General features: G+C 43.2%; 25 protein-coding genes. 11 read left to right on the top strand and 14 right to left on the bottom strand.

What is annotated here, in order from left to right:
- Positions 1–351 precede the first annotated feature (351 nt).
- The 5 genes from L2W36_RS10775 to L2W36_RS10755 all read left to right on the top strand — a co-directional run bounded on the left by L2W36_RS10775 (position 352) and on the right by L2W36_RS10755 (position 4,873).
- The gene (locus tag L2W36_RS10775) at positions 352–1,203 is read left to right on the top strand and encodes an efflux RND transporter periplasmic adaptor subunit (protein ID WP_236110019.1); all 852 of its coding nucleotides are present in this window, start codon (positions 352–354) and stop codon (positions 1,201–1,203) included.
- On the top strand, positions 1,203–3,047 hold the full coding sequence (locus tag L2W36_RS10770) for an FUSC family protein (protein WP_236110018.1): 1,845 nt from the start codon (positions 1,203–1,205) through the stop codon (positions 3,045–3,047). The genes L2W36_RS10775 and L2W36_RS10770 overlap by 1 nt, the downstream gene beginning before the upstream one ends.
- A 72-nt stretch (positions 3,048–3,119) precedes the next feature.
- Positions 3,120–4,073 (top strand): DUF3187 family protein, encoded by a 954-nt coding sequence (locus L2W36_RS10765; RefSeq protein WP_236110017.1) that lies wholly within the window; start codon positions 3,120–3,122, stop codon positions 4,071–4,073.
- Positions 4,074–4,182: 109 nt separating this feature from the next.
- Positions 4,183–4,623 (top strand): hypothetical protein, encoded by a 441-nt coding sequence (locus L2W36_RS10760; RefSeq protein ID WP_051868401.1) that lies wholly within the window; start codon positions 4,183–4,185, stop codon positions 4,621–4,623.
- Positions 4,624–4,642: 19 nt separating this feature from the next.
- Positions 4,643–4,873 carry a hypothetical protein gene (locus tag L2W36_RS10755; RefSeq protein ID WP_006070204.1) on the top strand — a complete coding sequence of 77 codons (231 nt, stop codon included), beginning with the start codon at positions 4,643–4,645 and terminating at the stop codon, positions 4,871–4,873.
- 45 nt (positions 4,874–4,918) lie between these two features.
- Here L2W36_RS10755 and L2W36_RS10750 read toward each other — a convergent pair whose 3' ends face one another.
- Together L2W36_RS10750 and L2W36_RS10745 are read right to left on the bottom strand one after the other, a co-directional pair.
- Positions 4,919–5,335: a hypothetical protein gene (locus L2W36_RS10750; RefSeq protein ID WP_236110016.1), complete on the bottom strand. Its 417-nt coding sequence runs from the start codon at positions 5,333–5,335 to the stop codon at positions 4,919–4,921.
- An 11-nt stretch (positions 5,336–5,346) separates the two neighbouring features.
- Positions 5,347–6,150: a patatin-like phospholipase family protein gene (locus L2W36_RS10745; RefSeq protein WP_236110015.1), complete on the bottom strand. Its 804-nt coding sequence runs from the start codon at positions 6,148–6,150 to the stop codon at positions 5,347–5,349.
- Positions 6,151–6,455: 305 nt separating this feature from the next.
- On the opposite strand from L2W36_RS10745, the gene L2W36_RS10740 reads away from it, so the two are divergent.
- Complete coding sequence (locus tag L2W36_RS10740; RefSeq protein WP_231896665.1) at positions 6,456–6,950, top strand: potassium channel family protein; 495 nt, start codon at positions 6,456–6,458, stop codon at positions 6,948–6,950.
- A 48-nt stretch (positions 6,951–6,998) separates the two neighbouring features.
- Here the strand turns inward: L2W36_RS10740 and L2W36_RS10735 are convergent, their stop codons facing one another.
- The 5 genes from L2W36_RS10735 to L2W36_RS10715 all read right to left on the bottom strand — a co-directional run bounded on the left by L2W36_RS10735 (position 6,999) and on the right by L2W36_RS10715 (position 9,548).
- Complete coding sequence (locus tag L2W36_RS10735; protein WP_236110014.1) at positions 6,999–7,451, bottom strand: copper chaperone PCu(A)C; 453 nt, start codon at positions 7,449–7,451, stop codon at positions 6,999–7,001.
- Positions 7,452–7,476: 25 nt separating this feature from the next.
- Positions 7,477–8,088 (bottom strand): SCO family protein, encoded by a 612-nt coding sequence (locus L2W36_RS10730; RefSeq protein WP_006070200.1) that lies wholly within the window; start codon positions 8,086–8,088, stop codon positions 7,477–7,479.
- A complete protein-coding gene (locus L2W36_RS10725) occupies positions 8,085–8,510 on the bottom strand; it encodes a hypothetical protein (protein WP_031494475.1) in 426 nt (141 codons plus the stop codon). Before L2W36_RS10725 ends, L2W36_RS10730 begins: the two co-directional genes overlap by 4 nt.
- Before the next feature lie 103 nt (positions 8,511–8,613).
- Positions 8,614–9,054 (bottom strand): DUF1499 domain-containing protein, encoded by a 441-nt coding sequence (locus tag L2W36_RS10720; protein ID WP_236110013.1) that lies wholly within the window; start codon positions 9,052–9,054, stop codon positions 8,614–8,616.
- An 89-nt stretch (positions 9,055–9,143) separates the two neighbouring features.
- Complete coding sequence (locus tag L2W36_RS10715; RefSeq protein WP_236110012.1) at positions 9,144–9,548, bottom strand: PPC domain-containing DNA-binding protein; 405 nt, start codon at positions 9,546–9,548, stop codon at positions 9,144–9,146.
- Between the two features lie 133 nt (positions 9,549–9,681).
- Here L2W36_RS10715 and L2W36_RS10710 point away from each other — a divergent pair, with 133 nt between their 5' ends.
- Complete coding sequence (locus L2W36_RS10710; protein ID WP_236110011.1) at positions 9,682–10,230, top strand: acyl-CoA thioesterase; 549 nt, start codon at positions 9,682–9,684, stop codon at positions 10,228–10,230.
- A gap of 48 nt (positions 10,231–10,278) precedes the next feature.
- On the opposite strand, the gene maiA is transcribed toward L2W36_RS10710, so the two are convergent.
- From maiA to L2W36_RS10680, 6 genes are all read right to left on the bottom strand, one after another.
- Positions 10,279–10,941 (bottom strand): maleylacetoacetate isomerase, encoded by a 663-nt coding sequence (maiA, locus tag L2W36_RS10705; protein WP_088877724.1) that lies wholly within the window; start codon positions 10,939–10,941, stop codon positions 10,279–10,281.
- A 2-nt stretch (positions 10,942–10,943) separates the two neighbouring features.
- A complete protein-coding gene (locus tag L2W36_RS10700; protein ID WP_107306649.1) occupies positions 10,944–11,960 on the bottom strand; it encodes a fumarylacetoacetate hydrolase family protein in 1,017 nt (338 codons plus the stop codon).
- Between the two features lies 1 nt (position 11,961).
- The gene (locus L2W36_RS10695) at positions 11,962–13,095 is read right to left on the bottom strand and encodes a homogentisate 1,2-dioxygenase (RefSeq protein WP_171390255.1); all 1,134 of its coding nucleotides are present in this window, start codon (positions 13,093–13,095) and stop codon (positions 11,962–11,964) included.
- Positions 13,088–14,161 (bottom strand): 4-hydroxyphenylpyruvate dioxygenase, encoded by a 1,074-nt coding sequence (gene hppD / locus L2W36_RS10690; protein WP_006070192.1) that lies wholly within the window; start codon positions 14,159–14,161, stop codon positions 13,088–13,090. The genes L2W36_RS10695 and hppD overlap by 8 nt, the downstream gene beginning before the upstream one ends.
- 382 nt (positions 14,162–14,543) lie before the next feature.
- Positions 14,544–15,965 carry an anaerobic C4-dicarboxylate transporter gene (locus tag L2W36_RS10685; RefSeq protein WP_236110010.1) on the bottom strand — a complete coding sequence of 474 codons (1,422 nt, stop codon included), beginning with the start codon at positions 15,963–15,965 and terminating at the stop codon, positions 14,544–14,546.
- A gap of 211 nt (positions 15,966–16,176) precedes the next feature.
- Positions 16,177–18,033, bottom strand: coding sequence for an ABC transporter ATP-binding protein (locus L2W36_RS10680; protein WP_038230834.1), 1,857 nt, complete (start codon positions 18,031–18,033; stop codon positions 16,177–16,179).
- A gap of 471 nt (positions 18,034–18,504) precedes the next feature.
- On the opposite strand from L2W36_RS10680, the gene L2W36_RS10675 reads away from it, so the two are divergent.
- On the top strand, positions 18,505–19,488 hold the full coding sequence (locus L2W36_RS10675) for an arginine deiminase-related protein (RefSeq protein ID WP_107306647.1): 984 nt from the start codon (positions 18,505–18,507) through the stop codon (positions 19,486–19,488).
- A gap of 87 nt (positions 19,489–19,575) precedes the next feature.
- Here the strand turns inward: L2W36_RS10675 and L2W36_RS10670 are convergent, their stop codons facing one another.
- Positions 19,576–19,986 (bottom strand): VF530 family DNA-binding protein, encoded by a 411-nt coding sequence (locus tag L2W36_RS10670; RefSeq protein ID WP_062461879.1) that lies wholly within the window; start codon positions 19,984–19,986, stop codon positions 19,576–19,578.
- Positions 19,987–20,433: 447 nt separating this feature from the next.
- On the opposite strand from L2W36_RS10670, the gene L2W36_RS10665 reads away from it, so the two are divergent.
- The 3 genes from L2W36_RS10665 to L2W36_RS10655 are packed head-to-tail and all read left to right on the top strand — an operon-like array spanning position 20,434 to position 23,952.
- Entirely contained in the window at positions 20,434–21,252 is an 819-nt protein-coding gene (locus L2W36_RS10665) for an NAD-dependent epimerase/dehydratase family protein (protein ID WP_006070187.1), read from the top strand.
- A gap of 32 nt (positions 21,253–21,284) precedes the next feature.
- Positions 21,285–22,712, top strand: coding sequence for a sugar porter family MFS transporter (locus L2W36_RS10660; protein ID WP_062461884.1), 1,428 nt, complete (start codon positions 21,285–21,287; stop codon positions 22,710–22,712).
- Positions 22,713–22,770: 58 nt separating this feature from the next.
- Complete coding sequence (locus tag L2W36_RS10655) at positions 22,771–23,952, top strand: lactonase family protein (protein ID WP_236110009.1); 1,182 nt, start codon at positions 22,771–22,773, stop codon at positions 23,950–23,952.
- Positions 23,953–24,013: the final 61 nt, after the last annotated feature.

Raw genomic sequence — 24,013 nt, 5'->3', positions numbered from 1 at the left:
TTATCTTCAGTGGATATTAAAATGAACACCAAGTTGATTAATGAAAGAGCTTATCTATTTAATCTTAGATATTGCCGCTGCTTTCATTGTTTATCTATATCGTAAAGTAAAGTTGTTTAAGTTAATTCTAAAAACTATAATGGTGTAAAAATGAATGATCATATTATATTTGACTACTTCTACATACCCGGTTTTATGGTGTTGGTAGCAGCGGCAATTGCAATCCTAATTGTAGTTAAATACACACTAGGTGGACTATTGAGAAAAGGAAAGATCATGAATCCTTCATTAACAGAACTTTGTTTAGTAATTATTGTTACCGGACAATTACTACTAATAAAGGCGAGCTAAATGAAGTTGTTTCGTGTTCTATTACCGACTGCATTAGTGATCGCTGCGGGGGCGACTTGTTATACGTCTTGGGTCGCCTACACCCAATCTCTTTGGACTCGCGATGCTAAAGTTCACGTTGAAATTGCAGAAGTAGCGCCAAAAGTTTCGGGAGAGATAGTTACCGTAGCTGTACATGACAACCAGTTTGTTAATGCTGGTGATTTACTCTTTGCTATTGATGATGCGGATTACAAAAACAGTGTTTCCCAAGCTAAGTATGCAATGTTGAAGGCGGAGGCCGAGCTAGAGCAATCGAAGAACTCTTACCGTCGTGATTCAAGATTGTTGAGTAAAAAACTAGTCTCTGAAGAGCAAGTGATCTCGGAGAAGCTCGCCGTAGCAGCTAATAAAGCCGCTTTAGAGCAAGCAAAAAGTAGCTTGGCTAAAGCTGAATTAGATTTAAGTCGCACTAAAGTGGTCGCACCGCAAGATGGTTATGTAACGAATCTTAACCAACGCCAAGGGAACTACATCAATAAAGGTGAAACCTTTGTTGCATTAGTCGAGAGTGACACCTATTACATTTTGGCCTATTTCACCGAGACAAAAGTAAAAGGCTTGGTTGAAGGGGCGAAAGCTAACATTCGTCCATTTTCATCCGATAAAACATTTGTCGGCAAAATTGAAGGTATTGGTCGTGCGATTATTGATCAGAGTGCCGATAATTCCGGATTAATATCAAACGTTAACCCAACAGTGCCTTGGGTCCGTCTCGCGCAACGCGTACCGGTGCGTATTAGCATCCCTAAAGAAGCCCTTGAAAGTGAGAGACTGATTGCTGGCACAACGGTTTCAGTGGATATTCAGTGATGTTAGCGACGATTGCTCGACAATGGACAAATCCAGAATCGGTGGCATTTGCTTTGCGGTTTTGCCTGGCTGTATTGATGACATGGGGTTTATCGCTGTTAATGGATTCTTCGGCCACGAGTACTTCTATGGCAACAGCCGCGATTATTCAAATCACTGGCAGTCGCGGAGCGAGTATCAAAAAAGCGGCGGCACGTCTTATCGGGACATTTACTGGCGGTGCATATGTGCTTTTTGTGGCCAGCGCTACGCTTATTGACTCTTGGTTGTTTAACTCATTCATTATATTTGGAGTGGTAACAAGTTTAGGTATCGCATCATATTTTCATGGACGTGTGTCATACATGTTTGCCGTGATGGGTATTACCTTGTCTCTAGTGGGTTTCCCATTGGCAGCGAACCCTGACATGACTAATTTATTTGACCACGTACAGCTTCGTTGTGTTGGTATCTCATTTGGTATTTTAATGGCAATGGTCGCGGCTATGATCATTCCTTATAAAGATGACCAGCATGAGTTGTTTTCTGTCAAAAGTTATACAAAGAACTTCCTAAGCAATCTGTTTGTTACTGATGAAGATAATGCTACCAAACTGACACGTGCGTTTTTGGTATTTGTGAGCAAAAAGTGGCAGTTGGTTGATGATGAGATATATGGAAGCCGAAGTGCTAAGGAAGAAAAACTCAACAGTCGTACTGCTTTTTATGACTCTATCAATATTGGTATCAAAGCCATCGAGTTAAAAAAGCTTGGTGAGGCCATAGCCATTCCTAATGAGGCGTGGGAGGAGTTGTGTAAAGCTAATTTTCGCGTTGATATCAATGAATCATGGATTGAAAGGTGGGGAATTGAAGATATTGATCTGGTCGAGGTGTTTAATGAACAGGTCGCTTTGTTTGCCACACAACTGGATTTATACAAGAGCGAAAACAGTGTATTTGACTACACCAATAAAGATTATGCCAACGATATAGGACGCTTTACCGATGGTTACGTAGTGCTCAACAATATGGTGAGAGCAACCATCACACTGTTCACGCTTTCATTTATGTGGATTGAGCTGCAATGGGATAGTGGTATGTCGGCAATGATCATGGCTGGAATGATCATCTCGGTGTACGCTGCAAATCCAGGTTCAGAGCAGGCACAAAGTCCAAATATATATGCACAATTCTTAGCTGGTGGTTTTGCGTTTATTCTGACCTTTGGGGCCATGCCAATTGGCTCGCCTTGGATAGTTGCAGTAGTCGGCTTTACTGGCGTGTATTTGGCGGCTTATTGGTTTTGGCAGAGCAAGTCACTACTGAAAGTGGTGTGTATGGTTTCGTTGTTTTCATGGACGAGCCTTGTTCCGTTAACCAGTGCCCCAAGTTACGATTTTGAGAACTTTCTTAATTCTATCGTCGGTAATATCACTGCATTGCTGATTTTGTGGGGGGCGTTCTATTTAATCCCTGCACGTACGACAGCCACAGTGATCAAGAAAGAACTGAATCGATTTGTTAATAAATTCAAAGTGACCGATATAGAAAAGAGAAAGTCTTTGAATGTAAGTAACTGGATCCTAGCATCCTACGCTTACTTAATTAGCATTTCAGATTTAGTGAGTATTAATAGACTGTTATATCTAAAAGCGCTACAGAGTGTCATTAACCATGAAGAGCTTGAACCTGAAGAGCGAGAAATTCTTCTTTCCTCAATTGATAAAAAATTCTTCGACCTGGTAAGTAATCAAATATTCTCAAACTTGATGGACTATAAGGCGACAACAGCTGCAAAACACAATTACCGTTGGTTCGTTCTGTGCGATAGATATAATGCTTTGAAAGCTCAAGGTCATTAGTAAAAATATAAATTAACTATCATTTTAATTTCACAGTTAATTTTCTGAGAACTATATATATCAGAGGTTATGATGAAAAATATTCTCATAGGCCTAGTGATATGGACATTATTAGGTACCAATTATGCAATGGCAGAAGATATTAAATCATCGCCATTAAAAGTAGATGCTCAAGCTCCAGTACAGTCATTAGGGCTGGCAACACAACTTCGTAGCGGTTTTACTAATGATAAAACCGAACTGTTTGCAATGTACAATTTCGGCAGCGTTTGGATCGCCAGTGATGATATCCAAATGGATTACTACCAAAATAGAATAACGACGGGAGTGCAATGGTCACCCGCAGATAAGATACAGCTTGAGCTACGCTATCAGTTTGCTTGGGCCCATAACAACCATTTAGATAGTTTGGTCAAGTCATTCCATAATGCTGCTGGACTAAAGCTTGATGGGCGTGACGAAGTAGAGGACGACAGCTTCAACGTAGATAGTGATACTTATGGAGTTCATAACAACGACTTTGAAGGTGATACGCTGGAAAGCGCCTTGTCACTGTATCTTCAGTATTCACTTTATGAAACTGAACATCAGGCGCTAGCAATCGGTGGGTCGCTATATTACAACAATAAAAGTGATTACGAATTCTCATCAGGTGGTTTTGAACAAAATTTACAATTGAACTGGTCATACGCAAAAGGTGGACACTCTATTTATTCGACGTTAGGAGTAGTTCATCATGCCGATAAAAATATCGATGATGATCTGTATTTCAAAGAATTCACTTGGGAAGGTGCAATTGGTTATGGTTATCGATTCCTTTCTAACCATGAAATTATTGCAGAATATCATTTATATCAAGGTGCGTTAAACCAGACGGCTTTTTCAGAAAACGTCAATGAAGCGACCCTAGGTTATCGTTATTATTGGGATAATACCATATTAGAAATATCGGGTACCGAGAACTTGTTTAATATGGATAACTCTACAGATATCGCCTTCACCTTAGGGGTGAGACATTATTTTTAAACTCAGTTAAACAAGGCTTAATTGACGTTTAAAGAACCTTCACTGTTAAGTGAGAACAAAGCATGAGAAATTAATCTCATCGCACAACATGACCACAAGAGAACTTATTATGTTTAAATATCTACTACCTGTTTTAGTCGTTTTTTCATCTGGCGTCTACGCAGAATCACTTCAGCACATGTCTGATGTGAACCATAACAAACAAGAAATGGCGACAGCAATGAAAGGCATCCAAGAAGTTAAGCTTTCTGATGATGTATATATTGTAAGTAATACTCAGAATGGCTTTACCATTACTGACAGTGTGGATGAACTTTCTGCAAAGTATCGTGATACCTACATTACGGCAGATCAAGCGAAAGCCAACAACTTAGAAAAAGTAAAAACATTCACTGTATACAGCGAAGCAAACTTTGAGAACCTAATTAAAAAAGTAGAGAGTCAAGTATCTAAAGATGCTCCTGATTTCTTTTCTGTAGACCTATATCAGAACAGCATCGGTGACATTGAAATCACAGATTACGTTGCTCGCGTTGTCGAATATAAATAATTTTTAGAAGAGGTTAGCCATGTCAATGCAACATACAAAATCAGCGACACATGAAAAAATGATGCGCGAGTACGGAAACGAAGTCGAGCACAAACACAACAAAGATCATTTAGCTTTCCAAGACAAAGAAAGCAATGAGCATCGTCATCTTCATGGTGGCCACAATGTGCATAAACCCACGCACCACCATCATAAAACGGCGCACCATAACACTCATAAGCGTAACCACACTGAAGCTTCTGAGGAATAACAAAAAAACCGCTCGATAAGAGCGGTTTTTTTAAGTGATAAAATACTAAGGAGATTGGCGAATCAATGGGATTTCATTAACCCAAACTTTTTCGCTGGTCGCTTTTTCGTAACCATAGTCGTATAAAGATTTAAGAAATTCAGGGTCGAAAAACTTACCGTCCTGAGACTTTTGAGTGTAATCCTCATCGACAAAAGTTAAGAACAACTTTGCGCCTATTTTTTTTGAGATGTACATTTCCTTAAACACATCACCTCTAGTTTGGGCGAGTATTAAATTATCTACACTGCGAGCTGCCAGACTGACAGTATCGTCCTCGATGAACTTGAACTCAGTTCTTAATCGTCCGTTACGGATGATGTAAATATGCGGAGGTTTTGCATATCCGAGTGCCTTGGTCACCTTGGTGAAATCAAAGCCCACTGGGTCGAAGAATAGTTGACTGGATAAGCCACCATCCACATGCATTTCTTCTAAAGACTGACCGTTGTACTTAACAGGAATGAACTGTGGGGGAAAGACTCCAGGTATGGATGAACTAGCTGCAAGAACCTGATGAATAATGTCTTTTTTATTGGGTGATCACTGGTAGCGATACGTCCTATGTTCCAGATCATCTGTCTGCCAGAGTCAAAGTGAGTAGTACCAATCAACATACGTTTGCCCGATTGGTGCGCTTTTGCAATTTCCTCTATAAATTCATCATCAAAGGTTTTCTGAACCATTTTGTAGAAGTTGTCTCCCTCAGAGAATGCGTCTCCAAACAGAATCTTAAAAATACTGGTTCCACCTAACATCATGTCATCGTTCAGGCCTAACATGACCGTTTTGAGTTCGTCGTACTTGTCGCCGCCAACGAAAACAAATGGAGCAATTAAGGCGCCAGCACTAACTCCCGTAATCAGAGAAAACTCAGGCAGTTCCCCTTTATCCTTCAAGCCATTAATCACGCCAGCACCATAGGCACCTCTAGGACCACCACCGGAAAGTACGAGAACATTGAAACGATCACCAATCACTTTTGGCGCATCTGGTGCGTTCTTCAAAAGGTCGAGGTTACCCTTATCGTCATAATTCTCCTTTAGTACTTTAAGGTTTTTCGGTATTTGGTCTCCCCAAATGCGATATGGTTCATTAATAGGGCTGACGGCTTCATCTCTGGGGCCGATTTTCGCCTGTAAATAGTTTGATTCATTAACACGAATGGTACTGTCGTGGGGACTGCTGCTACACCCGACGACAAGCGCTGTTAACACCAATATAATTGGTAGACGCATTGGCAACTCCGTTTGCTTATTACTATTCTAATTTGTTAGGGGACATTCTTTAGATTAGTACCAATATTCAGTTAGTTACAAAAAATATTAGCTTGCTATTCACTGAATAGTGGTGATGACGATTTAGACAATCATATTGGGGTAGCCATGCGATCAATCAATGAATCTAACAACTTCATTTTTTTCACACTTTCTCTCATTCTTATTCTGATTATAGGTGCTCTTTCGCGTGAGCTCCCCGGCGATGATCTTGACTTTTTGTTGAAGCCTGTAGTGTTAAACAGTTTTGTTATTTTTTGATTAGTATGAAGTTTTCAAAAGGTTGGTATATATATTTGGTTAGTGTCAGTATCATGATGCTTATTGCGATCCTTACTCACACCTTCTTTGATAGCGGACACGCAAATGTTGCGATGTTAGTACTGATGTTGGCGTTTTTCTATGGTGTGTTTCAGTCGACTGCTCATCAGATTTTGCTTTCTTCCGAGATTGACAACAATAAGTTAGTAGGTTCCATTGCCTTGTTCTTAGTGATGGGGCTTGGTTGGGCTGCGATTTATTTGTTGCTGATTAATTTTAACCCAACAGCAATCAATGGGATTGAGCACTCAGATAAATGGGGAAGTAACTTCTCAGTAGTGACTTACTTTAGCTTTGTCACATTAACCACACTGGGTTATGGCGACTATAGCCCTAACAGTCCACTTGCAGAGGTCGCGGTATACTTACAGGCGATTACGGGTGTGTTCTATATGGCTGTAGTGGTGTCTAGTTTAGTGAGCGCAAAGAAGGGGCATTAATTTATCAGAATGAAGGCCAACCCTCTCGTGGCGTTGGCCTTTTAGTTCTTAGTGATGAGCGTGTTTCTTCATGCCTGACGTGACTTTTTTCACTGGCACGGTTAATACTTGAACTTCACCATTAGCAAAGGTCAGCTCAACATTAATGGTCTCACCTTCCTTCATTGGTTTCTCAACGTCTAGCAGCATTATATGCAAGCTGCCTGGCTTAAGGATGGTCTGACCGTTTGCAGGTACAGTAATACTCTTCACTTGACGCATCTTCATGACGTCGCCGTCCATAATAACATCGTGCAGTTCCACGACAGATGAAGCTTGTGACGCCGCTTCTACAATAACGCGATCTTTATCGCTAGTATTCTCGATGGTAGCAAACACGGCGCTGGTGGTGGCGTTGGGTGGCGTTGCACGTGCATATGCGTCGTTGACGTCAATAGCTGCGTGAGCCATAGATAGCGGTGCTAGAGCAAGTAGAGGAAGTATCAATTTGTTGAGCTTCATGGTTTAGTCCATTGTTGTCGTTAGTTTATCCCTGAGCATTGATGCGTTTGATGGCTTCAACGATAGGAGCAGGAGTTAAAGTATGCGGTACTTTTTCAATAAGCGTACCGTCTGGGCTTAGGAAATAGAAATATGAGCTATGGTCGAGGGTATAGCCTAGTTTGGAATCTTCCAGCTCTGTTTTGCGAAAGATGACCCCATATTTGTGAGCGAGTGGTTTAGTGACCTCTAAAGGTGCTGACAACCCCTCAATCATAGGATGGAAATACTGCGCATATTCAGCAGAGGCTTCTGCCGCATCCCGCTCCGGGTCAAGGGAAACAAACATGGGTCTGAGTGTTTGTTTGGTTTCATCGTCGATTTGATTTAACGCTCCAGCGAGCATGGCGAGCGAGGTAGGGCATACATCGGGACAACGAGTAAAGCCAAAGTACACAATGCGAGTTCTAGGATCAGCTTGATCAAAGATGGCGACAGGTTTGCCACCTTCTCCAAAAAGTACGGACTCAGACACTTGCGCCAACTGATCCAATTCAGCTTGATGCAGTAATGACTCATTATGCTTGTCCACTAGTAATTTAGCACCAAAACCTAAAGCAAATGCCCCAACTAGTGCGCCAATCCAGAGTTTTTTCATCGTGCCGTCATCCTTACCGCTGCCTTAATATCGCTATCACCGTTGGAGACGGTGCCGTACCATGTCATTGAATCTTCAGCACAGACGGGCAAGATGATTTCGCCTTGGTACACATCAGGCTTGATCATTTCTAGCTGAAACTTTACCACTCCCATGTTCATCTCTTTTCCCTGCAATGAGATGTTCAAATTAGGTGCGTCAGACTCTGGCCAAAATACTTCGACCGTAATAGGTGTTAGAGGTGTGACGCGTGGTGAGTCTACCTTCATTTTGACTCCCTGCTGTTCGCACACTTGCTGTGAAAGCATGCAGTAATCGGTGAGATCAACATCAGCAGAAGGTTCGTGTTTTAGCAGGTTAGGAATAAAAAAACCTGCGCCTAAAGCGAGAGCGACAAATAGGACTTTTACTTTATTGTTCAAATTGTTAATGCCCCAAATCTTAATGTAATCGCATCCTAACATATTTTAGAATCTCGGCTGTGCGATGCAGCAAACTTTTACTAGAGGTTACCGAACGGCAGGACTACTCGTTGTAGAGAGTACTAAACTGATTGTAACGCTCTCGATTCAATCCCTTGTCGCTGTATCCTGTTCGCGATTGAGAACGGTAATGTAAAAGACCACTATTCGTGTCGAAATACAGTTCGACGTCGTCGTTGTACTTCATCGTCGGTGTGGTGAAAACAACATGCAGGTAGTTGCCGTCGTCTTCTTCGATCTTATTACCACCCATAGTGCTGAACACAGAGACTACTTTTTGTTTGGCTGAGTCTAGGTCTTTGAAGCTCAGTGCATCCACTGATTTTTCTGGGTCATCAGTTTGTGATGAGACTGCATTAGGTGTGGAAGGCATAGGGGCGAATTTGCCATTGTGTATACCGAGGTAAGAGGGCGCATTACTGTTTTTGTAAAACATGTATCCAACGAGTACAACGAGTAGCGTGATAATGATTTTAGCGATCATGAATGTTCCTTATATTTGACTCAATCTTAGCAAAGCTTTGCCTTAGTATAATCCACTAATAGATATTACGTTGGATGTAGCTTTTACGGTTAATCCTTTGAAATAACGTGAAGTTCGGTATACCCAGTTGTTTTGTCTATCTCACGTTCGAACATCAGTTCTGGATAACAATGCACAATGAGCTCCGCTGTCGTATCAACGATGCTCTCCTCTAAGAGGTGTCCTCCCAATACATTGCCTTTGCTGTCAGCGACAGAAATGTGCACATGTTGATGCTCAGGCGTCAGAGTTCCCATCACAGAGACAATTTCAAATGGCTCAGAGCGTTTAAGAGTGTGCTCTGCTCCTGCTAAACGCATAGATATTTGTGACAGGCAACCGACGCATGAGGCAATGGAACCTTCTTGGATCTGGTGTTCAGCAACCAGCTTATGCAATGCTTGTTTCAAATCAGTTCCGCGAGTGAGGCGCACAGCAATTGGCGATATCGTCATTGTTCAATCCACGATTGGTAACATCTTAATGTTACAGGTATTGATTGCCATAGTTAACGTTATGTTCACAAAAATAAGAGATATTAGAGTAAAACCTCCAAATTAGGTCTATGTTTATAGGTCAATCAGTAATATGAGTAACCCTATGTACCCTTTTTTCCGGTTGGCAAAAACCATTATTCAATCAAAAAAGCAGCCAACACTTTCCTACACACAACAAGATGAAATCCAATTTCGCTGCCATCCATGGGATATCGATCTGTTTCTTGAGCTCAACAATGGCCGCATACTAACCTTATATGATCTCGGACGTACGGCGTTATCTGTAAAATGTGGCTTGATGTCGACGTTAAAGAAAAAACGTTGGGGACTAGTCGTTGCAGGCAGCTCAGTCCGTTATCGAAAGCGAGTCCACATGTTTGATAAAATCACCATGAAAACCCAATGCGTCGCAACAGATGACAAGTGGTTTTACCTCGAACAGTCTATGTGGGTGAAAGGCGAGCCTTGCTCATCGGTTTTGATTCGAGCGGGTGTCACATCAAAACAAGGCATCGTTGCGCCGCTTGATGTAGTGGATGCCGCAGGCGTAAGTCCTGCAGACAACGAAACGCCACAATGGGTACAGGAATGGGTCGACTCTGAGCAGCATCGACCTTGGCCGCCATCTAATCTGGCCTAATTTATTGAATAGCAAAAAAAGACCAGCATTTGACGCTGGTCTTTTTCATTAACTGGCATCGGGTTGCCTTTCTGGCTCTGCGGCAACAAAAGCTGGATGTTCACAAAGTTTCGAACAAATTGATGTAATGATTGGAAACGGGCTCATGTCTACGCCAAACCGCTCTGCGTTGTAGAGCTGAGGGACCAGACAAACATCTACTAAGCTGATGCTATCACCGACACAATACTCTCCATGCACATCGATGAGCTTTTTCTCTAGTGCATGAAAACCAAGTTCAATCCAATATTGCATCCATTCGGTTTTACCCGCCTCACTCAAATCAAAGTCTCGACTGAGCTTTTGGATAACGCGTAGATTATTGATGGGATGTAAATCGATAGCGATGTCTTGAGCCAATGCAGTAACGAGATAACGTTCGCGGCCTGAAACGGGCGTTAACCGCGGCCGAGGAAAACGTTCGTCTAGGTAATCTATAATGGTGAGAGACTGATTCAGTACCAGTTTTTCACCATCAAAATCATTATCGACCAGCGTCGGTACTAACTCGTTGGCATTGAGCTCTGCATACATGGCGTGATGTTGCTCTCCGCCATCTTTAAGCAGATGAATAGGCATGGATAGGTAAGGTAACTGCTTCAGGTTTAAAGCAATTCGTACCCGATAAGAGGCAGACGAGCGCCAATACTCATACAGTACAAATTGAGTCATGGTTAATCCTTGTATGCTTCCACCACCTGTTCAATGGAACCGAAGATGGAGTGGCCGTTTTTATCGAGCATTTCCAACTTAATCGTGTCACCAAAATGCATAAACGATGTGCTTGGTTTACCATCTCTGATGGTCTCTATCATGCGCCGCTCTGCAATGCATGAATAGCCGACGCCACCTTCTTCGATAGAGGTGCCATATTCTGTCCCTTGCTTGTTAGAGACGGTGCCAGAGCCAACGATAGTGCCAGCTGACAAAGGACGAGTTTTAGCAGCATGAGCAACCAATTGGGCAAAGTCGAATGTCATGTCGGTCCCAGCGTTAGGGTGACCGAAAGGTTCACGGTTGTAGACAGAAACAAGCGGTAAATGCACTTTGTTATCTTGCCACGCATCTGCTAATTCATCAGGCGTGACTGCAACGGGAGAGAACGCCGAGGATGGTTTCGATTGAAAGAAACCAAACCCTTTAGCGAGTTCTTGTGGGATAAGGCCGCGAAGCGAAACATCATTGACCAGCATCAGCAACTGAATCGCGTCAGAGGCTTGTGCGGTCGAGCAACCCATAGGGACATCGCCGGTCACAACTGCAACTTCGCCTTCAAAGTCTATGCCCCATTGTTCGCTTTCCATTACGATGGGACCTCTTGGGGCGAGAAAAGTGTCTGAACCACCTTGGTACATCAACGGATCAGTCCAAAAGCTGTCTGGTATTTCTGCTCCGCGGGCTTTACGAACCAGTTCGACATGATTGACATAGGCTGACCCATCCGCCCATTGATAGGCCCTTGGCAATGGTGATTCGCACTGGTTTTGGTCGAATGGCATAGCTTGGAGCAAGATCCCTTGATTGAGTCCTAGGTACACCTCTTCTAATAAAGGCTTAGTTTGCTCCCAGTTGTCGAGTGCGGATTGCAGTGTGTGTGCGATGTCAGGCACTGCAATACATTGTGATAAGTCACGGCTCACGACGACGAGTTGGCCGTCGCGAGAGGCATCTTTTAATGTGGCTAACTTCATATTATTTTCCTGTTTTCCAGCTATAGACGTACTGGTTATTCTCAACGTTTGCCGCTTCTGGGCTATGATGCAGCGCGTTGCGGGTATCGATCATCACTGCCACTTCATCAGTAAAGGTTTTCTTGGCTTCTCTTCCGGCTTGGAAGGCTTTCGGGTGTGGTCCGTGAGTAAAGCCTGCTGGGTGGAACGTCATCATCCCCGCTTCAATATTGTCACGGCTAAAGAAATCGCCCGCGTGATAGAACAGCACTTCATCGTAATCATCGTTGTTGTGATAAAACGGTACTTTCAGGGCTCCGGGGTCGCTTTCAATCGGTCGAGGGACAAAAGTACAGACCACAAAGCCGTTTCCTACAAAGGTGGTGTGTGCTGAAGGAGGAAGGTGATAACGGTGCGACATCAAAGGTCTAATATCACGCCAGTTGAGTTTTAGCACTGACAAATCACCGTGCCAGCCTATCGCATCCAGAGGGTTGAAGGGATAGGTGATGACATTCACTTTGCCACCACGTTTCAGCTGTACTTGAGTCTGATTTTCACTGTATTGAGCTTTGAACTTGTCGTTAATGGCTGGTGGCTCAAGAACCGCAGGATCGAACACCGCGTGTTGACCGACGATACCCTTGTCAGGTAACGCATAAGCCGACCCTGTGTTTTCGATCATCAATAAGAACATTGGACTATGCGGTTCTAGGCGCCAATTAGTGGAGCGGGGAATCAGGACGTAATCTCCGTCAGAGACCTCTAGATGACCATAATCGCAATATAGGTCAGCGCTGCCTTGATGAATGAACAACAGCTCATCCCCATCAGCATTGCGAACGAGGTGGGACATGGCGTCTTGCAGCCGCCAGACTCGAATTTTACATTCGTTATTTTCCAGTACGGTGGGTATCGACCATGGTGATGTTTGCTGCGCACTCTCTATATTGTTGAGGTTAAAAGCACGCGGTTTGAGCTCGCCTTCCCATTCTGTCCAGCCAGTAGGAGCATGTTGGTGATGGAAGTGGGTTGCGGGACCAAAGAACCCCTCGCGACCCGCCTCTCGCTCGTAGATGGCTTCTTCAGGAAAATCGGCGTGCGCCTGTTTGGAGTAAGTTCCCTCTCGATGAGGGAACGTTGGCCACTTACGCATCATTAAGTACCCCGCGACGAATTTGGTCTTCTTCAATGGACTCAAACAGCGCTTTAAAGTTACCCTCGCCAAACCCTTCATTGCCTTTGCGCTGAATGATTTCAAAGAACACTGGACCAATAACGGTTTGCGTAAAGATCTGCAACAAGATACCATCTTTCATTGGAGCGCCATCGATGAGGATTCTCAAGTCTTGGAGGCGGTCAACATCTTCGCCGTGGCCTACCACACGGTCGTTAACCTTCTCGTAATAGGTATCGGGGGTTGGCATAAAGTCCATCCCACGATCGCGAAGCGTTTGCACTGTTTGGTAGATATCATCGGTTGTCAGAGCGATGTGCTGAATCCCTTCACCGTTGTACTCACGAATGAACTCTTCAATTTGTGATTTATCGTCAGAGGACTCGTTAATTGGAATTCGGATTTTCCCGCAAGGCGCGGTCATAGCTCGGCTGACAAGACCCGTCAGTTTGCCTTCAATGTCGAAATAACGAATTTCTCTGAAGTTACCAATACGCTCGTAAAATCCTGACCACACATCCATGTGTCCTTGCTTAACATTATGGGTCAGGTGGTCAAGTTCGTATAAACCCACGTCTTGTTCTGCCAATCGCTTGTCGGCATCGGGATAGAATTTGAAATCAACATCGTAAATACTGCTGCTGCCATAACGATCGACAAAATATAGTAAGCTTTCGCCGATTCCATAGATGGCGGGAATACTGAGTTCCATTGGACCAATTTCGGTCACGTATTGTTGACCACCATTTTCCAAAGCGTGAGCCATGGCTTTACCTGCATCTTCTACACGAAAGGCCATTCCACACACAGAAGGGCCATGCACTCTAGCGAATGCCTCTGCTTGGCTGTGAGGCTGTGCATTGACGATAAAGTTAACGTCACCTTGGCGGTATAGCCAGGCTTCCTTGGAACGATGCTTAGCAATTTCTGCAAACCCCAAGGAGTCAAATAGACGTTTGAGATCGTTGATGCCGTTGTCGTCTGCTGCGGTATATTCCACAAACTCAAATCCGTCGGTGCCGAGAGGGTTAAAATTGATGCTCATGTAGGTTTCCTTTTGATAGTCATTGCGCTCCTTTTATGATGAGGAGCTTTCTATTGGTAAAGCGTGGTTCCTCTATAAAATTTGGCTAATTAGCGAAGAAAAAGAAACTGAGTCAAGGATTTAGCAAAGAAGGGCTGTGATAGTCAGTTTTGTAACATTTTTGCTACATGGTGGATTTTATGGGCATAACAAACACTAAGCGCAAAAATAACTAATTGAAAACTAAGAGAGGATTCTGCTGCCTGTGAGAGGGTTCACAATGTGCTACAGGGTGTAAATTTTGGCTAAAAGCAGTACAGCGAGCTTTACGAAGAGTGGTTGTTAGCATCTATATAAAAATAACGGAGCTAAATTGCTCCGTTTGAAGTGTGGTGATTATCGATTAAGCCAGTTTAAGTGTTTCACTGCTCAAACGATTCATATAGCTGTTTACAGCGAAGGCTAATCCAGCAACCGCAATAGCCCATAACCAGATTGGCAATACGCCGGTAGATAGTGCATAACCAATACAAGTTGCCACAAATACGCCAATGAAACCTGGGATCAAGAAGCTATGATTCAGGATGTATTTGCCGATTTTCGTTGTTCCAGAGCGGTCAAACGTGATGGCTGCCAAGTCTGACGGATAGAATGGGAAGAAGTAGTAAGCGTAACAAGCCGGTAGTACACCGATTAGTACTTCTGCAGGAATACCTAAAGCAAAACCAAGCGGTAACATGATGGTTAGAACGGCAGCTTGACTCTTAAGGAATACCGAAGAGGCGTACATGGCGATAGCAAATGTCCAAGGATGAGTTTGAACGACATCTTCAACCAGGCTAATAATGTACGGTTTGTTGTGAGCAATGATGGTGTCACTCATCCAAGCAATACCAAAGATGATAATGACGGCGCTCATACCAGCAATAAACACATTGGTATTGACGATTTTTTTAGGGTCAACATTTGTGGTTAGCAAGATAATGGCACCGACCGACAGCATCAAAAATTGCAGTGCTGTGGATGTACTCACGCCATCAGGCAGTAGTCCTAAATCTTTGCCAAACATGGCAACGCAGATAACCGTTAGAATACCGAGCAAGAAGACTGTCAGTCCTCGTTTTGCTTTTTGATCTTCTTGTTGTCCAGCAGTACCTGTACTTGCTTCACTAGTATCAATTAATTGCGCTTTAAACTGTGGATCTTTACAACGTTCTAAAAACTCTGGATCATCGTTAAGATCTTTACCACGCTTAAGGCTCCACGTCGCCGCGATGAGAACGCCAGTAAGAGTCGCCGGAATAGTGACGAGCAATACCTGACCTAAAGTAATGTCCAAGTTGTTAGTGGCCGCTGTTGCCATAACTACAGCCGCCGCTGCAGCAATTGGGCTTGCAGTAATACCCATTTGCGACGCAATGGTAGAGATGGCCATTGGACGCTCGGGGCGAATTCCACGCTTGATGCTGACATCATAGATAACAGGAAGCAGTGGGTAAACAGAGTGACCAGTTCCGACTAGAACTGTTAGAGAGTAAGTACATAGAGGGCCGAGAAAAACCACCTTTGAAGGGTGCTTTCTCAACAAGATTTCAGCGTACTTTACTAGCAGTTTGAGGCCGCCTGTGGCTTCCAATGTAGCGGAAGCAGCAACGACAGCAAGGATGATAAGCATAACACCGATGGGAGGTTGTCCCGGTGCGATACCAAAGAAGAAGCTTAAAATGGAGACGCCCAGTCCGCCTAGCAAACCAAAAGCGATACCACCGTACCGAATACCTACAAATATTACTGCCAAAAGTAGCAGCATATGAACATAAAACATAACAACTCCTTTTTTATAACGACAGAGTTATAATGCGCATCAATGGCAAACCAAATACTGATCTGGGTAGGAAAAAGTTTGCATAATCTGATGAGAGTGTAAATTTCAAAAGTGGGTCACATTGTTGCAGGTTTGTTATCATATGTTATTGAAATAAAAGTGTAAATAAAAACGGAGCTCGAATGAGCTCCGTTTTTCACAGGGGGGAGGGTTAGGCAACGATATCTTGTTCGTTGTCCTCATCCGCACCTATAAAACCACCAGTTTGGTGAGCCCATAGCTGCGCGTAAATACCACCGTGGTTAATAAGCTCTTGGTGAGAACCTTCCTCAATGACTTCACCTTTATCCAGAACAATCAAGCGATCCATTGCGGCAATAGTAGAGAGTCGGTGCGCAATCGCGATAACCGTTTTCCCTTCCATTAACTCGTTGAGACTTTCCTGAATGGCCGCTTCTACTTCGGAATCAAGTGCTGAGGTGGCTTCGTCCAAAATAAGAATCGGTGCGTTTTTCAACAGTACACGCGAGATAGCGATACGCTGCCTTTGACCGCCAGACAATTTTACACCACGTTCACCTACTTGAGCATCGTAGCCTGCGTTACCAAATGGGTCGGTTAGGGTATCGATGAACTCATGTGCATGAGCTTGGCGAGTTGCAGCCAAAAGTTCTTCTTCGCTTGCATCAGGCTTACCATATAAGATGTTGTCACGAATCGAGCGGTGAAGCAGCGATGTATCTTGCGTCACCATTCCGATCTTGCTGCGCAGTGAATCTTGGGTAACTTTATCAATGGGTTGTCCATCAATACGAATACTGCCACCTTCAACATCGTGAAAACGCAGTAGCAAGTTCACTAAGGTGGATTTACCTGCGCCGGAGCGACCGACTAAGCCGACTTTCTCACCTGGTTTAATATTGAGGTTTAAATTGCTGATGACACCTTTGTTCTCACCATAGTGGAAGCTGACGTCATCGAACTCAATACCGCCTTGATCGACCTTAATTGGTTTAGCATTTGGTTCGTCTTGGATAGCGATAGGTTTTGATAGGGTTTTAATACCATCAACAACCGTACCCATGTTTTCAAACAGTGCACCCACTTCCCACATGATCCACATCGACATCCCGTTAATACGTAGTGCTAAACTGATTGCGATAGCAATTGAGCCGACGGTAATCGCACTGCCCATCCACAGGTAGATAGAAATTGCTGCGATTGAGAACAGTAGAATGTAGTTGGCCAGTTGAACGGCAACGTCAAAGCCAGTAACCAAACGCATTTGACGATGAACGGTATCTAAAAAGCCTTCCATGCCTTCTTCCGCATACTCAGTTTCACGACGGCTGTGCGAAAACAGTTTAACGGTAGAGATATTGGTGTAACTATCAACGATACGACCTGTCATTAAAGAGCGTGCATCGGCTTGCTCAGACGCCACTTTTTTGAGCTTTGGTACAAAGTATATTTGGATACCAATATATGCAAAAAGCCAAAAAAGCATAGGTAACATTAGACGTAAATCAGCTTGTGCCAAAATTACCAACATGGAAGTAAAGTAAACGGAAACATAGATAAACACGTCCGCCGTCTTCATGACGGTTTCACGTACAGCAAGAGCCGTTTGCATCACCTTAGTAGCGACACGTCCAGCAAAGTCATCTTGATAAAACGATAAGCTTTGCTTGAGTAAGTAACGGTGCGCTTGCCATCGGATAGACATTGGGTAGTTGCCGAGCAAGGTTTGGTGCGTAATTAATGAATACACCAAGATTAACGCAGGCATTACAAACAATATCACCAGACCCACCCACATAAGTGTTGCGCCGTTTTCATCCATAAAGGTTTCAGGATTACTCGAAGTCAGCCAGTCAACAAGCTCACCCATAAATCCAAAAAGGGCAACCTCGATAATAGCCACTGTCGTGCTGAGCAGCGCCATAAGCAGTAATGGTTTTTCAAAGCCACGTGTGTAGTGTCGACAAAAGGCAAAAATGCCCTCAGGCGGCTGATCGGGTTCTTGCTTTGGAAAAGCTTCTGTGAAATTTTCAAAGCGCTTAAACATGATTCACCTAAATCGTTAGAAAGCCCGTGTTTCAACGTTCATTCAGGGCTTTCGAGAAGAGACAGAAAATCCTCCAATCCGAGGATAAGAGTAATAGTAAGAGCGAATTTATAATGTAATTTTACATGGCGAAAGATCCATTTCGCGGGTTAGAACAAGAGAAAGAAGTCTGAAAATTCAGATATGAAACAGTGTATAACCTTTAACCAAACTGCTCAACAATTGTAGCAACTTAACAGCAGAATATTGGCTGTGACTCTCATCTTACCGTTAACTTACTCCGTTGATGAAAGTAGGTTTACGGCAAAGGTGGCAGTGATTATTACTGTATTTTTAAAGATAAACAGTAATTAACAGTACTGAAAAAACGAAAAAGTCATGTATTCAGTAAATTAATATTTAACACATTATTTACAATTTAAAGATTGTTGCACGCAAAAGTAGTTAAGTGGATCCTCTATGAATCATGGAATGACAGTTAGTATCGAAACAACTGAGCCGACGCATCTTGGTCAATCAATTCAAAATGCCAATTGTGTGGTGATGGTACCGCCGAAGGAGTTTGGTTTTAATGCACAGACAGCTGCCGATAATGAATTTCAACACCAAGTTTCTCTTGATGCCGGTTCTGTGAAGCAAAATGCAATGTCTGAGTTTAAAGCGATGGTCTCTGGCTTGCGCCGCGCTGGCGTTCAAGTGGTTGAGTTTGACTATCCTATGGATGCCAGTGAAACACCTGATGCAGTCTTTCCGAACAACTGGTTTAGCACCACCCATGAAGGTGCCTTCTATACCTTCCCCATGGCTTGTAAGAATCGGCAACAAGAAGTGAGGCCACAGGCGCTGATTGATAGTCTTGGAGCTGCGGGAAGAAAAGTAGTCGCTGTGGACTCCTTGACCAATTACATCGAGCAAGGTGCTTTTTTGGAGAGCACGGGTGTGATGGTAAAAGATCATGTTAACAAAACGATTTATGCGGCACTCTCTCAACGATGTGAGCGTGAAGCTCTCGAAGACTACGCCAAGCGCATTGGTTATCATCGCGTCGTATCATTTCAAACGGCGCTGCCATCTGGGCAACCGATCTACCACACCAATGTGATGATGGCAGTTGGTGAGCACTTTGCGGTGATTTGCTCAGAAGTGATCCCTGAATACGAACGTCGATTTGTAGTGAAGTCTTTGGCAAACACAAAGCAGGTGATTGATATTACACTTGAGCAAGTTAATCAGTTTTGCGGCAATATTTTGCAACTTGAAACGGTTAATGGTGACAAGGTGATCGCGATGTCTAAATCCGCATTCGATGCGTTCAATCCTGCACAAAAACAGCAATTGTCTACCCACGGAAAACTGCTTCCTTTTGATGTTTCTACCATTGAGAACATTGGTGGAGGTAGCGTGAGATGTATGTTGGGAGAAGTGTTTCTACCAACACGAGTGAAGTCTCTGTAAGCAATTTTCTTGCTATTTATTATCATAACAGCCGCGCCCTTAAAAAGGTTGCGGCTGTTGTCTATTCATAGTTTATGAATGTGCTTATTAGCGAGAATGACGTCCACGAGATGAGCGGTTTTTGAAAGCAGAGGCAGCTTTAGCTTGAGACTTCAAAATAGAATCAACCGTCAGTGCCATTGGTTCTTTAGGTTCTAATCCATGAGGAAAAGTGCGCGCACGTGGCGGTAAATCGTACTCTTCAGCAGAGGCACGAGGCATACGCTTAAAACGATACAGATAGAAGTTCTCTAACTTTTCTCGTGCCCACTCGGTCTTCTTGAGATATTTCACACTGCTAGCAATCGACGGGTTAGTATGAAAGCAGTTAAAGCGCATCGCTGTGTCAAGAATGTCCCACCCATAAAAGTCCACTAGCTCTTGCAACATTGTTTCTAATTTAAGGCCATGTAATGGGTTATTTTGTTGGAGTTCGATTCTTTCTTCATCTGTCATCATGAAAAGTCCTTACATCAGTCGGTGATTAGTAAGACGATGCTTATGAGCATACATTACTCAAGGGAAATAAAGCGCGAAGTCTAACAAAGTAGCTTTAATTGACCTAAATAAAATATCTCTTTAATTTCCGGTTAAATTTGCAACATTTTTATAAAGTATCCGCTTTCTTTATAGAACGGCGATTTAGATTTTTAATTCGGTCAAGCTTTGTTTAAGGTTCGTATCCTGCTACTCCTCTATTCTGAATTACATATCACTCTATCTAGTAAATCCATTTAGATTTAATGGCTACTAAGTCAATTTTCTGTAATTTATTGTTTCTTGTTAGTGAACTAATTTGGGTTATTAAACTGCTTTTTTCTAAACATGACCTTGATCGAAATATCATATCTAACATCTGATATATTAGTTTGCGAAATGTTAATGAGTTTAATATAGAGTGAATGTATGAAAAAAATTGTGATAACAGGTGCGACAGGTCATCTGGGAAACAAGCTATATGAGTACTTATCGCAAAACGATCAACTGGATGTGTGGGGTCTTGATATAAGACCAAGTGATAACCCCCAAATTATTGTTGGTGACATTACCCAATATGATGACGCTTGGGCGGATGTCTTTGCAGATTGTTATGGTGTAGTCCATTTAGCTGCAGACCGAGATAATCAATGTAATTGGGACTCTGCAATTCCTAATAATATCGATGCGACTATCAATGTTTTTCAAGCAGCTGCAAAACATGGCGTGAAACGTTTTGTATTTGCCAGTTCCAATTGGGTTGTAGGTGGCTATCGATTTATCGATGCTCGCCTTACACCTGACATCTTACCTAATCCTGTAAACCCTTATGGTGTAACCAAATTAGTTGGTGAGCGTATGGGGAATTTCTTTAGTGAGCAATATGACATGAGTGTGGTCAGCGCGAGAATTGGCTGGACTCAATGGACTCATGATAACCAGCCTGGTGCGCACATGGAAATGGGGCGTTGGGGGCAACTAATGTGGCTGAGTGACCGAGACTATCTGCATGGAATGGAGCGCTCGCTTTTTGCCGAAGTTGAAGGTCATGTCGTTGTTAACCTGATGTCAAACAACAAAGGCATGAAATGGTGTCTTGAAAGTTCGGCTCAACAGATCGGTTACCAACCTCAGGACAGTGCAACAGCTGAATTACCTATAACGATAAGAATTAAAGAGTGCATTGCTTGGCTAGGACAACGGCTCATTCCATCTCTAGGGAAATGGGTAAACAAACCAAGCTTTTAATTAAAAATAACAAACAAAAGGAATGAAAAAATATGAGTGGGAGTAATCACTACCTGTGGTTTATCTGTTTAGTATCTGCCTTAGGTGGATTCTTCTTTGGGTTTGACTTAATTGTTATCTCAGGGACGATAAGTCTGGTAAAAGCTCAATTCGGATTTTTGCCATGGCAAGAAGGCTTTTTCGTTAGTAGTGCGGTAGTTGGCGCTATTGCAGGGACGGCGGTTGCAGGGAAACTCAGTGACCGTTTTGGTAGGAAAAACAACTTATTTTTGGCCGCGTTAGTGCTATTCATTTCAGCGATGGGCTGTACGTTTGCCTCCGATGCTAACTCGTTAATCTTTTATCGATTAATTGGTGGCTTTGGCGTGGGCGTTGCAACGCTGGTGTCACCTCTCTACATTGCTGAAATCTCTCCAGCCAATGTAAGGGGTAGAATGGTTACTTTGTTCCAGTTCGCTATCACTGTTGGGATAATGATATCACTCTTCTCTAACGCAGCGATTAAGAACTGGTCAGACTCTCTTATCGCAAGCGGAGAGTTAGAAGGTACCTTAGGCTGGTTGTTCGGTTCAGAGCCTTGGCGTGGAATGTTCTTGGCGGAAGGTATCCCGGGCATTTTCTTTGTACTACTTTGTTTATTAATCCCAGAGTCACCTCGTTGGCTGATTAGTAACGGCCAAGAAGATAAAGCAAAACAGATCATTTCACGAGTGGCTGGAAAGCAATGGGCATCAAAGCAGATCAGTGAAATTAAAGAGGTTATCTCGGAAGAAACGGGTAAGTTCTCTGATTTATTTAAGGGCGGTTATAAAACGGCACTCACGATTGCCGTTGCATTATCAATCTTCTCTGAAATGAGTGGGATCACAGTTGTGTTCTTTTATGGGCCTACCATTCTTGAAAAAGCAGGACTTTCACTGGGTGATTCGTTAGGCGGCTTTGCTATCATCGGCATCGTGAATGTGCTCTTTACCGTAGTGGCGCTTTGGCTTATGGATATTTCCGGTCGTAAAAAGCTGCTTCTTACAGGTACTGTTGGCGTGATTTTGGCTCATACAGCGATTGGTATTCTGTTCTTGAATAACTATGACACGGGCTTTGCTCTTGTATTCTTGATGTGTGCATTTGTGGCCTTCTTCGCCTTCTCAATGGGACCTATCAAGTTCGTTATCATGAACGAGATCTTTCCAACTAAAGTGCGTGGCCGAGCTGTCGCCATTGCCACTATCACTATTTGGGTGTGCCAAGCATTCTTGAACCAGTTCTTCCCGATGCTTCGAGAAATCATCCCAGTTGGTGCAATTTTCATTTTCTTTGCTCTAATTTTGGTACCGCAGATCTTTTTTGTACTCAAGGTGATGCCAGAAACCAAAGGAATGTCGCTTGAAGAGATTGAGCAGCACTGGAAAGCGCAGTCGAACGAAGAAGAGCAGAGCGAACTAAGCTCAGCGAAAGCATAAAGACCTTTCACCTAAGCGAAGTTTCTTCGCTTAGGTGATGTTGTAAAAGGAATATTGAATGATTGATGCTCATAAAAGTCCGTCGACACACAAGAAGTATATGTATGTAGCTAGCTATACTTACCCTCATTCTGCACCCGGTTCAGACACGGTTAGTACAGCCAAGGGCATATCAGTGTATGAGATTGACGACAGCGGTAACCATGAACTTATTCAAGTCATGAAATCGGCCAATCCTTCTTATCTAGCATGTAATAGCGATCAGTCCATCCTATATTGTGTCAATGAACTGGGCGTGGATGATAGGAAGATGGAAGGTCGAGTTAGTGCATATCGAATAGACGCTCACACCGGTTTATTAACCTTTTTGAACACGCAATCGACCAATGGTAATTGGCCTTGTCATTGCGAAGTTACGCCTTGTGGCCGCTATTTAGTAAGTGCCAATTATGGAACCGGAAACTTTATTGCTCATCAAATTGAGCAAGACGGTTCAATCGGTTTAATGGCTGATGAAGTCGTTATTACGTTGGACAAAATAGGTGCCGACCCTAATCGTCAATCAGCATCACATCCACATATGATGACGGCCCATCCTTCAGGAAAGTTCTTATTTGGCGTCGATTTAGGGAGTGATAAAATTTACACATGGTCAATACAGCAAGAAGATAGGGTGCTGTCTCCCATCGCTCAAGCTTCAACACAAGTGGCTTCTGGTAGTGGACCTCGCCATATGGTCAATCATCCCAATGGTCAGTTTGCTTTTGTACTCAATGAGTTGTCGTCAACGTTAGATGTCTTCATTGTTAATGAAGCGACTGGGAGTATGGTTTGGAAACAATCAACGTCTTTGCTACCAGCAGACACAGACTTTCAACGACCGATATTTGACCCAACCAATCCAGGCAAAGTTCCCGTAGGAGGTAATACTGGAGGAGCAATTTGTATTAATGACGATGGGAGTTATATCTATGCCACTAACCGCGGAATGAACAGTATCGTGGTATATGCTGTGTGCGGAGAATCTGGCAAGGTGACGGCAATCGACTGGGTTTCGACAGAAGGTTGTATTCCGAGGGGCTTATCAATAGAACCTAATGGAAATTATGTGGTTGTGGGTAACCAAAACTCTGACACGATTGCTCGGTTTAAGATCGACAAACAAAATGGAAAGTTACAGCAAAACCCTCAAATAATACTTTGTCCAGTACCGACAGACTTCGTGTTCATTAATCGATAAAACTAAAAGCATTCAAAAGAAACGGTTTTGAATGCTTTTAACTTGCTTCCTGAAACGCACA

Origin of the sequence: Vibrio sp. McD22-P3 (assembly GCF_021568915.1) — a bacterium.
GTDB classification, from domain to species: domain Bacteria; phylum Pseudomonadota; class Gammaproteobacteria; order Enterobacterales; family Vibrionaceae; genus Vibrio; species Vibrio mediterranei.
This window is presented reverse-complemented; position numbering and strand designations above follow the sequence as displayed.

Bases quoted from the DNA above. Each gene is read 5' to 3' on its own strand.
- L2W36_RS10775 (WP_236110019.1), top strand. From the start codon at position 352: ATGAAGTTGTTTCGTGTTCTATTACCGACTGCATTAGTGATCGCTGCG.
- L2W36_RS10770 (WP_236110018.1), top strand. From the start codon at position 1,203: ATGTTAGCGACGATTGCTCGACAATGGACAAATCCAGAATCGGTGGCA.
- L2W36_RS10765 (WP_236110017.1), top strand. From the start codon at position 3,120: ATGAAAAATATTCTCATAGGCCTAGTGATATGGACATTATTAGGTACC.
- L2W36_RS10760 (WP_051868401.1), top strand. From the start codon at position 4,183: ATGTTTAAATATCTACTACCTGTTTTAGTCGTTTTTTCATCTGGCGTC.
- L2W36_RS10755 (WP_006070204.1), top strand. From the start codon at position 4,643: ATGTCAATGCAACATACAAAATCAGCGACACATGAAAAAATGATGCGC.
- L2W36_RS10745 (WP_236110015.1), bottom strand. From the start codon at position 6,150: ATGCGTCTACCAATTATATTGGTGTTAACAGCGCTTGTCGTCGGGTGT.
- L2W36_RS10740 (WP_231896665.1), top strand. From the start codon at position 6,456: ATGAAGTTTTCAAAAGGTTGGTATATATATTTGGTTAGTGTCAGTATC.
- L2W36_RS10735 (WP_236110014.1), bottom strand. From the start codon at position 7,451: ATGAAGCTCAACAAATTGATACTTCCTCTACTTGCTCTAGCACCGCTA.
- L2W36_RS10730 (WP_006070200.1), bottom strand. From the start codon at position 8,088: ATGAAAAAACTCTGGATTGGCGCACTAGTTGGGGCATTTGCTTTAGGT.
- L2W36_RS10720 (WP_236110013.1), bottom strand. From the start codon at position 9,054: ATGATCGCTAAAATCATTATCACGCTACTCGTTGTACTCGTTGGATAC.
- L2W36_RS10715 (WP_236110012.1), bottom strand. From the start codon at position 9,548: ATGACGATATCGCCAATTGCTGTGCGCCTCACTCGCGGAACTGATTTG.
- L2W36_RS10710 (WP_236110011.1), top strand. From the start codon at position 9,682: ATGAGTAACCCTATGTACCCTTTTTTCCGGTTGGCAAAAACCATTATT.
- maiA (WP_088877724.1), bottom strand. From the start codon at position 10,941: ATGACTCAATTTGTACTGTATGAGTATTGGCGCTCGTCTGCCTCTTAT.
- L2W36_RS10700 (WP_107306649.1), bottom strand. From the start codon at position 11,960: ATGAAGTTAGCCACATTAAAAGATGCCTCTCGCGACGGCCAACTCGTC.
- L2W36_RS10695 (WP_171390255.1), bottom strand. From the start codon at position 13,095: ATGCGTAAGTGGCCAACGTTCCCTCATCGAGAGGGAACTTACTCCAAA.
- hppD (WP_006070192.1), bottom strand. From the start codon at position 14,161: ATGAGCATCAATTTTAACCCTCTCGGCACCGACGGATTTGAGTTTGTG.
- L2W36_RS10685 (WP_236110010.1), bottom strand. From the start codon at position 15,965: ATGTTTTATGTTCATATGCTGCTACTTTTGGCAGTAATATTTGTAGGT.
- L2W36_RS10680 (WP_038230834.1), bottom strand. From the start codon at position 18,033: ATGTTTAAGCGCTTTGAAAATTTCACAGAAGCTTTTCCAAAGCAAGAA.
- L2W36_RS10675 (WP_107306647.1), top strand. From the start codon at position 18,505: ATGACAGTTAGTATCGAAACAACTGAGCCGACGCATCTTGGTCAATCA.
- L2W36_RS10670 (WP_062461879.1), bottom strand. From the start codon at position 19,986: ATGATGACAGATGAAGAAAGAATCGAACTCCAACAAAATAACCCATTA.
- L2W36_RS10665 (WP_006070187.1), top strand. From the start codon at position 20,434: ATGAAAAAAATTGTGATAACAGGTGCGACAGGTCATCTGGGAAACAAG.
- L2W36_RS10660 (WP_062461884.1), top strand. From the start codon at position 21,285: ATGAGTGGGAGTAATCACTACCTGTGGTTTATCTGTTTAGTATCTGCC.
- L2W36_RS10655 (WP_236110009.1), top strand. From the start codon at position 22,771: ATGATTGATGCTCATAAAAGTCCGTCGACACACAAGAAGTATATGTAT.